The organism is Hominilimicola sp. (assembly GCF_046972485.1).
Lineage (GTDB): Bacteria > Bacillota > Clostridia > UBA1381 > UBA1381 > Hominilimicola > Hominilimicola fabiformis.
Map to the genome: position 1 here is coordinate 1 of NZ_JBKVWU010000058.1, position 13,100 is coordinate 13,100.

Annotated in this window: 9 protein-coding genes and 1 pseudogene; 1 reads left to right on the forward strand and 9 read right to left on the reverse strand. The window is 38.6% G+C overall.

Features of this window, described 5'->3' with window-relative positions; all coding sequences use genetic code 11:
- The 4 genes and pseudogenes from ACLTU0_RS07315 to ACLTU0_RS07330 form a co-directional block, all read right to left on the reverse strand.
- Positions 1 to 1,547: pseudogene (locus tag ACLTU0_RS07315) on the reverse strand (hypothetical protein); the annotation flags it as partial.
- A gap of 150 nt (positions 1,548 to 1,697) precedes the next feature.
- Positions 1,698 to 2,288 carry a dockerin type I repeat-containing protein gene (locus tag ACLTU0_RS07320; protein ID WP_412321844.1) on the reverse strand — a complete coding sequence of 197 codons (591 nt, stop codon included), beginning with the start codon at positions 2,286 to 2,288 and terminating at the stop codon, positions 1,698 to 1,700.
- Between the two features lie 237 nt (positions 2,289 to 2,525).
- Positions 2,526 to 3,182, reverse strand: coding sequence for a hypothetical protein (locus ACLTU0_RS07325; protein WP_117967009.1), 657 nt, complete (start codon positions 3,180 to 3,182; stop codon positions 2,526 to 2,528).
- Positions 3,183 to 3,201: 19 nt separating this feature from the next.
- Positions 3,202 to 5,709, reverse strand: coding sequence for an NlpC/P60 family protein (locus ACLTU0_RS07330; RefSeq protein WP_412321847.1), 2,508 nt, complete (start codon positions 5,707 to 5,709; stop codon positions 3,202 to 3,204).
- 174 nt (positions 5,710 to 5,883) lie between these two features.
- Here ACLTU0_RS07330 and ACLTU0_RS07335 point away from each other — a divergent pair, with 174 nt between their 5' ends.
- On the forward strand, positions 5,884 to 6,750 hold the full coding sequence (locus ACLTU0_RS07335; protein ID WP_147514853.1) for a DMT family transporter: 867 nt from the start codon (positions 5,884 to 5,886) through the stop codon (positions 6,748 to 6,750).
- Between the two features lie 41 nt (positions 6,751 to 6,791).
- On the opposite strand, the gene ACLTU0_RS07340 is transcribed toward ACLTU0_RS07335, so the two are convergent.
- The 5 genes from ACLTU0_RS07340 to ACLTU0_RS07360 all read right to left on the reverse strand — a co-directional run.
- Complete coding sequence (locus tag ACLTU0_RS07340; protein WP_412321848.1) at positions 6,792 to 9,389, reverse strand: calcium-translocating P-type ATPase, PMCA-type; 2,598 nt, start codon at positions 9,387 to 9,389, stop codon at positions 6,792 to 6,794.
- Positions 9,390 to 9,617: 228 nt separating this feature from the next.
- The gene (locus ACLTU0_RS07345) at positions 9,618 to 10,550 is read right to left on the reverse strand and encodes a GerMN domain-containing protein (RefSeq protein WP_022230619.1); all 933 of its coding nucleotides are present in this window, start codon (positions 10,548 to 10,550) and stop codon (positions 9,618 to 9,620) included.
- Positions 10,540 to 12,024 (reverse strand): sensor histidine kinase, encoded by a 1,485-nt coding sequence (locus ACLTU0_RS07350; protein ID WP_412321849.1) that lies wholly within the window; start codon positions 12,022 to 12,024, stop codon positions 10,540 to 10,542. The genes ACLTU0_RS07345 and ACLTU0_RS07350 overlap by 11 nt, the downstream gene beginning before the upstream one ends.
- Positions 11,999 to 12,682: a response regulator transcription factor gene (locus ACLTU0_RS07355; RefSeq protein ID WP_117967026.1), complete on the reverse strand. Its 684-nt coding sequence runs from the start codon at positions 12,680 to 12,682 to the stop codon at positions 11,999 to 12,001. The genes ACLTU0_RS07350 and ACLTU0_RS07355 overlap by 26 nt, the downstream gene beginning before the upstream one ends.
- Positions 12,683 to 12,734: 52 nt before the next feature.
- The coding region (locus ACLTU0_RS07360; RefSeq protein WP_147514849.1) for a ComEA family DNA-binding protein at positions 12,735 to 13,100 on the reverse strand (366 nt) is incomplete at its 5' end.

Below are 13,100 nucleotides of genomic sequence, written 5' to 3' on the forward strand. Positions count from 1 at the left end.
GTATCTTTGTATGTTGCTGTGATTGTAACTGTACCAGGCTTATCATTTGCAACGTAAGTAGCCTTTGTTTCACCCTTAGAATTGATTTCTGTAGGTGTACCGAAGATTACTGCATACTTTTCATCATCATTTGTTGTGAATGCAACCTTAGCACCGTCTTTTGCGTTCTTAACTGTAGCTGTTACAGTGAACTTCTTATCAAATTCAACAGTTGTTGATGAAGCCTTAACTGAGATTGATGGCTCAGATGGCTTAGCTGTCGGCTTAGCAGGTGTTAGAGTGTTATCCTTAGGATCAACAATTTGTTCTGCATTACCTTCAGCATCAATAGCATTAACTGTTGTTGAAACATTATTTACAGAGCTATTATAGATATTGTATGTTAGACCGTTGATAACGTCTGCCATATCAGCATCTGTGTAACCTGAAATTAGGTTCTTGTATTCAGCTTCTGTTAGAGTTTTACCATTGTATACAGCTTCATAATCTTCACCGTATACAGCATCTTGGTCACCCTTCTTAACATCTACTGTTAGGTAAACGTCCTTACCTGCATCTTTAGCTGCCTTAATTGCATCACCATAACCAGTTGATACAACGCTCTTCAATGCAACTGTCTTAACAGGGTTAACTGTAGGAACAGGTTCTGTTGATGGTGTAACTACTGTTGAAGCAGCAACTAGAGTACCATTAGATATTTTATAAGAATCTGCATTTAGCTCTTTGATTGCTGATTTTGATTGTAGTGTGAATGCATAAGGTTCTTCCAAAGCATTCTTCAAATTAATAGTAATTGTTACAAGTTTACCATCTGTAAGTGCAATACCATTACCTGTTTGGTCTGTTGTACTTACCAAGAAGTTACCAGCACCTGTAATGTTTGTTCCGTAATTTGGTGATACTGTTATATCATCCTTTGTTACGCCTTCCGGAATGTTTATTTCAACACCGAAATTATCAATTGCTGTAATACCAGCTGCGATAGCATCAATAGTTATAACCTTGTTTGTGCTATCAATTGAACTCTTAAGATTGATACCTTTTTCTCCTGAAGGAACATCTGTTGGAACAGGTGTTTGATCAGGATTTTCTGTTGGAACAGGAGCTATTGTCGGACGAGCCGGAGATGTTGGCTTTGGAGTTGGGGCTGATGGATCAATCCATTTATTAACAGTTGTCGAAGCAGCCTCCAATGTACCATTCGAAATCTTGTATGAAGCAGCATTCAATTCCTTAATAGCAGACTTATTTTGTAATGTAAAAGTAAAATCTTCTGCCAAAGCTTCTTTCAAAGCAATAGTGATTGTTACAAGTTTACCATTTGTAAGTGCAATACCATTACCTGTTTGGTCTGTTGTACTTACCAAAAAGTTACCTGCACTTGTAATGTTTGTTCCGTAATTTGGTGATACTGTTATATCATCCTTTGTTACACCTTCCGGAATGTTTATTTCAACACCGAAATTATCAATTGCTGTAATGCCTACTGCTGTAGCATTAATAGTTATTGTTTTACCATCTTGTGATAAGCTTGAATCTAATGTCATACCCTTTTGATCTTCAGCATTTACTGTGATAGCTGAAAAGATAGAAATGATCATAGATAAAGCACAAATCAATGATATTAACTTTTTATTTTTCATTATCATTTACTCCTTTTGTCTTAATAAAGCAAATTACATCAAATAAAATGCCAATTATTTTTCTTGTCCTACATTTCCGGCACCATCAAGCTCCATGTAGTACTTAACGATACAAGTAGCATCGTCCAAATCCACGCTCTCATCGCCGTTTGCATCTGCAGCGATTAGTGCATCACCTGTCAAAGTGTTCATTTCCATGTAATGCTTAACAACTGCTGTAGCATCATCCAAATCGATTGAATCATCTTGTGTAGCATCACCGATAAGGACTTTACCTGCGCCAACTCTAAATGTATCGCTGTAAACCTGACCGTCGCCACCCATGTAAACTGTGTATTTACCGTCTGCAAGGTCCTTTGGTAGAGCAACTGTTATAGTGTCATTGCCGTCTTGTTGGTCGATTTGAAGAACATCGCCTTCAGAAACTTTAACGGTTTCAAGTGTTTTACCAGGCTTAAGAACAAGCAAAGTCTTTTGAGCTGCTGTGTAACCGCTTGCATCGATTGTCAATGTAGCTGTTTCATGAGTTGCATCTGCTGGTGCATATGTAGCTGAAATACCAGCTGCCATAGCTGATGTTGCGACTGCAGCTGTAACTGCTGCTACTGCTGCGCATGATAGAAATAGTTTTGAGAATTTCTTCATTTTGTTTTACCCCTTTTCTAAAATAAATTTTTTGTTTTTTTGTTTGAGTGTCTATAAAATACGGACACACATACAAGTTACATTCATATATTTACATTATAAACTATAAGAACAAAAATTTCAATTCTTTTTTGGTTTTATGTTATTTTTCGTGATTTTGAATTAAATTAGCATTTATATTTTGTGCATTTTCAACAACTAAGCATCAAAAAAGCGAACCTTACGGCTCGCCCTTAATTATTTTGACGCCATTCTAAGCGTTCTGTATTCCCTGCTGCTTACTCTTATAAGCAATTCAGGATTAATCCTTTGAATCATTTGCACAATTTTAGTCACATTTCTCGTATCGAACTTAACAATCGGCATATAATAGCACTCTTTTTCAAAAGTTTCTACATATAATATATCCATACTCGAAATGGTTTTCTTCTTATAAAAGTCTTTCGACTTTTCAAGCACGCGTATATTCTTCACAAAATCAGAATCAGGTGCAACATTTCTCTTTATAAAATTTTTTGTGCCGATAAGCACCTTACTTATTTCATTAAGAGGTATCTCAACAATTTTCGTTTTCGCCGGTATAAATTCACTCAAAATTTTAACTTTATTATCATAATCATACGGTAAAAAGTCATTATTCCAATTTTTCATAAACAAATTCATTCTGTCTGTTGAAATATATGTTGCAAAGACGGTATTAATTCTTATAAGAACATATGTTGACGCCAATATCGTAGCGATAAACCACGCAATCGAAAACAAATAACTGCCCTTTATAAGATTATATATCACCATTACAAGTGCAAAACACGAAAGCAAACTCAATATTGTAATAATCACTATATTGGTTTTTCTGTAACGCGAATTTGTACAAGCTTTTACAGATGATGCCATTTCAATCCCCCCTGTATCATTAGTAAACTCTTCTTGCTCCTGCGTACTGACTGCGGTAATAATCAGTTTCCATCGACTGATATTTTACCACATCACCAGTTCTCGGTGCGTGAATCATCATTCCGTCACCGGCATAAATACCGACGTGGTGAATGTATCCGTTTTGTTCAAAGAATACAAGGTCACCCGGTTGAAGTTCATCTTTATTCACCGCAGTACCGTTCTTAAACTGGTCTTCCGCAACACGATTTACGTTTATGCCAAGCGAATTACATACATACTGAACAAGTCCGCTACAGTCAAAGCCGTCCGGAGTTGTTCCGCCCCATACATACGGCACGCCCAAATACTTCTCAGCCTCGCTCACTATCGCATTACCCTTTTCATTATCGCCCGTAAGCATATGCGTTCTTATAACAGGGTCGCCCGTTGTGTATTCCATTTTATTTCTGTACTTGGCAAGTTGTCTGTAGCCCTTTGTCGCTTTAACTTGTTTCTGAATGATTTTCTTCTTTGTGACTGTCTGCACGTTGCCGTTTTCGTCCTCTTCATCAACGTCAACCAATTCTTCATCGTAGAAGTACAAAAGTCCCAAAGCCTCGTCCTCATAAACAAAGTAATATGTATCATCCTTATCAAGAATAATTTCATTTATAACAGGCTCTGCCTGAGTTACTTCAAACGTCACGCAATCCTGTGCCTTTTCAACTTTACTTCCACGTCTTAACGCAGTTATATATAAGAAATACTTACCCGGATCAACACCCTGAATAAGTGCCTCATATTCGTCTTCGACAATCTTGCTCACAACAAGATTTCCGTCCGAGTCATACAAATCGACGTAAAAATCGTGATACTTGTCGGATTCCCATGCGATTGACACATAGTCGTCATCTGTAACACCGTTATTGTAAGGAGTAACGATATTAACGCCTGTATCGTATGCAGTACCGTAGCTTATAAGCACTTCATCGGCACTTAAAGCTTCGCCGTCATCTGTGATTGAGCTTACGATAAGTCTGTAATCTCTGCCCGTTTTGAATAATTCAGACGGCAATGTAATTTCCGTTGAATCGGTAGTGATATACTCATTTACCGCATATTCATCGTTTTCAACGTCAAACATTTCTATATGATATTCCGTTGCCGCCTGCATAGCAAGCTCAATTACAACGTCATCGCCTTCTTCATAATTATCTTCCGTTACCGGCGAATTGAGTATAGGCGTTGTAACCTCCTCAACAGGTGTTATGCTGTAATCCTTTTGAGGTATTTCAACAGTAGTCTTTTCTTCCGGTACGGCTATTGATGTTGTATCCGCAACTATTTTTGCCTGAATACCGCCCGATAAATCTGTTGTTGTATTCAAACCGATAGGAGATGTGTATTGTGTGTCCTGTACAAGAATATCGTTATCGCTTTCTAGCAACTGACGATATACAGAGAACACATCATAACCCGACTGTGTAACAACATCACTTTCATATTCCTTTTCATTCATAAAATCAAGTGACGAAAGCCATGCCGCCGCATTCATATCGGAATCTTCAACGTATACAGTCTTGTTATGCTTACTTCTGTATGAGTTTATCATATCAAGAAGAAGCATTGACTTTGAACGTTTTACAGATGTGCTGTCATCAACACCGCGATAACGCGGATTGTACAATATCGAATCAAGATGTCCTTCCGAGTCGGCATAAAATCTGTAACAACGATTATCAAGATAATCCGCTGTCTTTGAATAGTCATCACCCGACTTCATTCCGTTAAAATCAAAGCTTGAACTGTTTGTGTACAAGGCACAAACTCTGTCTGCCTCAACACCTACCATACAAAATTCCGAATAGTTTGAATCATAAACATACCATTCAAATCCGTATTCTGTCTGGTCAATTCTGTTAGGCTCGCCGAACGTATCAAGAATTGTGCTAACATTCGCACCGACTCTTATTTCTTTTCCGCCGACTGTCACCATTACATTCTGTGCAAAATAATCATATACAGTGTCGATAAGAGTTTCACATTCTTCTTTTGTAAGCTCTTTGTTCGGCTCTGTACCGAATTTTGCTGTAATTATGCCTTGTTTCATCATAAACGCATATGCAATTCTGTTTTCATCATCAATATATGCGTTGTCGTAACATTCATTCAGAATTGAGTTTGCCTCATCTTCATAAATCGTGTAACTGTCGTTGTATGTAATTATTGTTTTGTATAGGATTGTCATAAAATCCTGTTTTGTTATACTTTTCTCTTGTTTTGCCTCTTCGGTATCTTCAAAATTAATATATCCCAACACAATAGGTTTTATTAAATTTGTATCAAGTCCCGTTTCGTCAAGTCCCTGCGGGATTTCGACTTCTTTATCCGTAAGATGTTCATATAAAGCAACTGCCTTATCCAAAGCCTCTGTTTCTGTTATTGCCGAATCGGCAAAAACGGTTAATTTTAAGCTGGGTGTAGCTGTTGACAACATTATTCCGGCTAATATAGCACATAATACTGCCTTCTTCCTGACCTTCAAACACCTCAACTCCTTTTTAACAGATTAATTTACAGTTTACATTATATCAAATGTAACCGTAATTGTCTATAAACAAATTGTTAATTTTTTATGACCAAAATAATGGTTTAATACCTTTATTTTCACAAAAATTTGTGATACAATATCCGTACTATGGTTTTTGGAGGCTTAAATATGAAAAAGGGCATAGCATTTGCAATACTTGCGGCGGCATTATACGCCGTCAACGCTCCGTTTTCAAAAATATTGCTCGACTGCATTCCGCCGACTTTAATGGCGGGTTTTCTTTATGTCGGTGCAGGAATAGGAATGATTATAATTGCACTCGTCCGCAAAATCAGAAAAACAGAAACAAACGAATTAAAACTGACAAAATCGGAATTGCCGTACACTGTGGCAATGATACTTTTGGACATAGCCGCACCAATTTGCTTGATGTTCGGATTGAACGCAACAACCGCCGCCAATGCGTCACTGCTCAACAATTTTGAAATTGTCGCAACGGCAATTATCGCACTTATGATATTCAAAGAAAAAATCAGTCCGCGATTGTGGTTCGGTATATTGTTTATAACGGTTTCATGCGGAATTTTGTCGTTTGAAGATTTATCAAGTCTGCAATTTACGTACGGCTCGCTGTTTGTACTTCTTGCCGCCGTCTGTTGGGGATTTGAAAACAACTGTACAAGAAAACTATCTTCAAAAGACCCGCTTCAAATCGTTTTACTTAAAGGTATTTTCTCAGGCTTAGGCTCGATAATTATAGGCTTGTGCATAGGTGAACGTTTAACTGTGCTTTGGAGCATTATACCCGTGCTTTTGGTCGGTTTTATCGCGTACGGATTGAGTATATATTTTTATGTCTACGCTCAAAGGCTTCTCGGTGCGGCACGGACAAGTGCTTATTACGCAATTTCTCCGTTTATAGCCGCTATCCTGTCATTGATTATATTCAAGCAAATTCCTACGATTACTTATTTTATAGCATTAATTTTTATGGTAATCGGTGCTTGGCTTTCTTCAAATGACAACAAAAATTAAACAAGAGGTGACAGCCTTTTCAGACCGTCACCTCTTTTAATTTACTTTCTGATCATTTTCAAAATTTGTACAATCACGAATGTACCGAGCGACAATCCGTAAACTGTCAATAGTTCCGCAATCGTAAGCGGTGCAACCGCAAATATACCTTGCAGTGCAGGTACAAGTAATACAGCATTTAAAAGCACAAATCCAACAAAAAACGCACCTATCATACTTTTATTGTTCCACATCTTTTTTGTAAACCAAACAGGTTTATCCGATTTACAATTAAAGCCATGTACAAGTCTTGACAGACACAACGTTGAAAAAGCCATTGTACTTGCAACTTCGGCATTCCTCATAAATCCGACATAGAACGCAATCATAGTCATAACACCTATCACAATGCCCTCAACACATATATTTGTAAGTACCTTTTTTGTAAGTATAGATTGATTTTTCGGTCGCGGCTTTTCATTCATAACATCACTGCTGTGCGGTTCAACACCGAGTGCAATCGCAGGCAAACTGTCCGTAAGCAAGTTTATAAACAACAGATGCACCGCTTTAAACGGAACAGGCAACGCCATAAACGACGCATACAATACCGCAAGTATACCTGCCGTATTGCCCGAAAGCAAGAATTGAATTGCACGTTGAATATTTCTGTACAGATTACGTCCGTTTTCGATCGCCTTCACTATCGTTGCAAAATTATCGTCCGTAAGTACCATTGACGCGGCGTCTTTTGCCACTTCACTGCCCGTTATACCCATTGCCACACCTATATCCGCCTGTTTAAGTGCCGGTGCGTCATTCACTCCGTCACCGGTCATTGAAACGATGTAGCCTTTTCTTTGCCATGCGCTGACTATTCTTATTTTATGTTCAGGCGAAACTCGCGCATAAACCGACACGTCCAAAACAAATTCATCAAGTTCTTCATCTGACAGATTTTCAATCTCTCTGCCCTCTACCGCACGGCCGTTATCATCCAATATACCGATTTTTCTTGCAATCGCCGACGCGGTCACAAGGTGGTCGCCGGTTATCATTATAGGACGTATTCCGGCGGTTTTACATTTTCTTACCGCTTCGGCACTTTCTTCTCTCGGCGGGTCTTGCATTGCAACAAGTCCGAGCAAGATATAGTCCTTTTCATCTTCAACGCTTATGTCGACTGTATCAACGTCACGTTCGCACACAGCAAGTACACGAAGTCCCATTTGAGAAAATTCCGTATTAACTTTCTTTAACTCTGCCAAATCTTCGGCAGTAAACGGTCTTTTTCCGTCCATGGTTTTGACTTCATTAATTCTGCCCGACAAAACATCAACCGCACCTTTTGTCAGCATTTTATAATTGTCGCCGATTTTATGAACGGTACTCATCAATTTTCTGTCTGAATCAAAAGGAATTTCACCCAAGCGCTGATATTTTTCACGCATTTTTTCAACAGGCAAATCATGCTTTTCCGAAAAATTCACAAGTGCAATTTCTGTCGGATCACCGATTTCCTGACCTTCTTTTTGAACGGAGTCGTTACACAATGCACCGTCTATTATAAGCTGACCTTGACGTGCATTGATTTCATCGTCTTTATCAATAATTTGACCGTCAAAATAAATTTTCTGAACAGTCATTTTATTTTGCGTAAGCGTACCCGTTTTGTCCGAACAAATTATAGAAACACTACCCAATCCCTCAACTGCCTGCAATTTTCGTATAATCGCATTTTCTTTTGCAAGTTTCTGTGTTCCGACTGACAAAACTATCGTAACAATCGAGCTTAAAGCCTCCGGAATTGCCGCAACGGCAAGTGCAACCGCAAACACAAATGCGTCCGTAAACACTGTCAAATTTATACCGTCACTGCGGAACAGTTCCAAACCCAAAACAATAACGCATATTCCGATTATGATAAGCGACAGCTTTTTACCGAAATTATCAAGGCTTTCCTGCAACGGCGTTTTCTTTTCCTGCGTACTTTTTAACAGTGACGCAATTTTGCCGATTTCGGTTTCCATACCGACTGACGTTACAACCATTTTCGCTCTGCCGTAAGTCGCAAAACTTCCCGAATACATCATATTCACTCTGTCACCGAGCGGTTTTTCGCCGTCAAGTACGGTTTCCTGTTTTTCGACAGGCTCACTCTCGCCGGTCATCGCACTTTCATCAACCTTCAAGGAGGCATTTTCAATTATACGTCCGTCCGAACAGACGTAATCACCTGCCTCAATGACCACAACATCGCCTACTGTCACATCTTTTCCCTCAACGACTTTTATTTCACCGTCACGGATAACCTTTGCAGTCGGCGCAGACATTTCTTTAAGACTGTCAAGCGACTGTTCCGCTTTGATATGCTGTACAGTACCCAAAATCGCATTTATCGTTATAACTACAAATATTACGATCGCACTTTCTATATCGCCGAGCACACCGGATATAATCGCCGCAATAATAAGAATTATAACAAGAAAATCCTTGTACTGCTCCAAAAACAATATAAACGGATTTTTCTTTTTACCCTCCGCAAGTTCGTTTTTGCCGTACTTTTTCTGATTTTCCTTTGCTTGATTTTGCGTAAGACCATTTTCATCAGTCCCGAGCATTTTAAGCACATCTTCTTTTTTCATTTGATACGGGTTCATAACCAATTCCTCCATCTTCTCACTTATGCCGCAAACAAAAAAGCAAGACTTTTTATTGCAGCACAAAAAATTATCCGCAATAAAAGTCTTGCTTCGTAGAATATGATACGGTTCTTCCGAACGTGTATTGACGACATCATATTACGCATATAAAATGCGCAAGCTACTCCCCTTTATTGATTGTATAATATCATATTATTACCAAACTGTCAACTGCATATTCTAAATTTATTCGGCAATTATACTTCCGTCACGTCCGAACATACTTCCGATATTGATATTACCGAAATTATCAACTTTTTTACCGTCCATAAGGAATTGAACACGCTGAATATTGTCAAGCTCGGTAAGCGAATCAACGATTGAATATATCGTCATTTTCTCTTTTTCCGCAGTACCCGAATTTTTATCGGTAAAATTAGCTTTGAAATTTACAAAGCAAATATTATCCGAAGTTTCCACACTCAAAAGTACGGTATCCTTGCTGAGCGGCACTGACAGTTCCTTGTTTTCGGGACCTTTGATAAGTTCATTTATAATATATTGTGCCAAAGGTTGTTGGTCGGTGACTTTAATCGTTCTTGTTTCCATAACAAGCTTGTTGCCGTCTTTATTCGGAAAATACAATGCAATTTCACGCGTTTCGCTGTTATATGTATCGGTTGGCAGATTAATGTCCTGATTTCGCAAATACCCTATAATCGAGCCGTCCGCCGTTGCAATATCCTTGCCCTCAACAATTACTTTAACACTGTCAACACTGCTGATTGCACACAACGATTTCACAACTGCATAAACCGCAAGCACATCTTTTGTATTGTCGCCTGTCAAAAATTCACCTGAAAAGTTTACAACAATATTACCGGAATCAACGTCGTTAAGCGACAGCAACTTCGTATTTTTTTCAATAATTTTCATATAACGGCTGTTGTCGGGACCTTTCATAAGTGCCTCAATTACAGACTCCGCAAGTTCCTTATCGTCCTTATATTTAATTTCACGATTTTCCATAACTATCGAAGTCGCCGTTTCATTAAAGAAATACAGTTCACTGTTGTAGCGATAACTGCCGTAATCTTTTTTTATAAGTATTCCGACAACCGCCGCCACTGTCAGCACCGCAACCGCAACGATAGCTATTACTCCCTTTTTACTTTTCATTCTGTCCTCCAATAGTAATCTTGTAAGGTAAACGTATTGTGAATACACTGCCTATATCCGACACATTTGCAACATCTATAGTACCGTTGTGCATAAGTACGGCCTCTTTTGTGATAGCAAGTCCAAGACCCGTTCCGCCGGTATCTCTTGCTCTCGAATCGTCAAGTCTGTAAAAACGTTCAAATATTCTGTCACGCTCGTCCTCCGGTATTCCCGGACCGTTGTCCTCAATTTTTATTGTCAGATAGTCATTGTCAGCCGTAATGTCGATATGGACAAAACCGCCCTCCGGCGAATATTTAATCGCATTATCCGCGATATTGTATATCGCCTCATACATTTTGTCATAGTCAAGTAAAATCGGGCTAAATTCTGCCTGATGATTGTCAACATATATAACAATATCCTTTGCATTCGCAATCGGTGTAAGTTTTTTTACAACCTGACTTATAAGCATCTTAATATCGACTTCTTCTAGTTTCAGCGAATTACCGCCTGCGTCAAGTTTTGTAAGCACAAGCAGTCTTTCGACAATTCTTGTAAGTCTGTCAACCTCGTCCGACATATCGCCGAGGAATTCCTTTACCATAGCCGGATCGGGATTTTCTGCCGCAACAAGACTGTCGCATATAAGTTTTATACCAGCCATAGGGGTTTTAAGTTCGTGTGACGCGTCCGAAACAAACTTACGTCTTTTTTCTTCCAAAAGTTCAAGTTCGTCACACATATAATTAAGCATTTGTGCCATTTGTGCAATCTCATTATGACCTTTAACTTCAACATGCTTTGAGAAATTACCCTTTGAAATTTCCTTTGCAACGGCAATAAATTCTTCAATCGGTGACGTTATAATATAGCTCATACCCAAACTAAGCATACCGATAAGAATTACAATAAGCGTACTGAAAACTATAAGACTGTTCCTTGTCGTTCGGACTGTATCATCAATCGTGTTTATCGATTCTGCCAAATACACACTTCCGATTATTTCACCGCTGAATGTTACAGGCACCGCAACGCTTATAAGACGCATATTGTTTTCGCCTGTCGTTATAATATCGGCTTGTTCGCCGTCAAGCGCACGTTTTAAAACGTCACGCATAAAAACCTTGCCGATAAGCTGTGATTCTTCGTTCGTGTCATACAAAACCGAATACGATTTATTTGTCACAACACCTCTTATATTCGTACCTGCAAGACTTCGCTCAACAACATCCGAAAACTTTTGAGCCGAAGTTGCAGATGTATCGCTTCCCCATACGTCCGCAATTGTTTCAGATATAATATTCGCCTTTGCAAACATATTTATCGTTTCCGTGCTGTACAGATTTTCGCTAAGCAGACTGATTATATAAATACTCATCAAAACAAGCGTTGTAACAATAATTGCAAGATAAGTTGCAATCATTGTAAAACGCATTGAATTGGTGATGTTTTTAATCTTTTCCTTAATCCTTCTTATAATAGTAACCAACTCCCCACTTTGTCTTTATATATGAAGGCTCGGCAGGATTTTTCTCAATTTTTTCTCTAAGCCTTCTTATATGAACGTCAACCGTTCGTACATCACCTGGATAATCAAAGCCCCACGCTATATCCAAAAGATTTTCTCTTGTATAAACCTTACCCGGATTTCTCATAAACAGTTCCAAAAGGTCAAATTCCTTGCTTGTAAGTTCAATAACCTTATCGTTTATCACAACACGTCTGAAATTATAGTCCAAAGTTATATCGCCCGATATTATAAGCTTGTCCCTTTCGCCTTTCGGTGCAGGATTTACTCTGCGCAAAATCGCCTTAATTCTTGCCGTAACCTCACGAATGTTAAAAGGCTTGGTTATATAATCGTCCGCACCGTATTCAAGTCCGAGTATCTTATCTATATCTTCACTTTTCGCCGTAACCATAATTATAGGTACATTTGAAAAACTTCTTATCGTACGGCATACGGTAAATCCGTCCACTTTCGGCAACATCAAATCAAGCAAAATTAAGTCTATGCTTTCATCATGTGCAAGACGAATAGCCTCCTCACCGTCAAATGCAGTCACTACCGCATAACCGTCTTGCTCAAGGTTAAACTTTATACCTTTCACCAAAAGTTTTTCGTCATCTACCACTAATATTTTCATCTGTCCCATCCTTTCAACTCACTGTAATATTTATATTAATTAAAAAACAGATTTATTCTACCGAAATATATTCCTTAATATCCTCAAATTTCTTCTCACTTATTCCCGACACCTTCATTATCTCCTCTATTGACATAAAAGGGCCGTTTTCCTGTCTGTATTTGATAATTCTTTCAGACATTTTCTCTCCGATACCTTTCAGCTTTACAAGCTGTTCTGTATCTGCGGAATTGATATTGATTTTCCCGTCGGCGACTTCTTTCGTGTCCGATTCATACGGAATATAATCCTCCGTTGCCACGGTTTCCATAACAAAAGCGTCTTTTTCAAAGTGTTCAACGGCAAATCCGCCCAAAACCAACAATACAAAAATGATTATGTATAAGAATATTTTTGATTTTTTGTTCAAAACTAACAT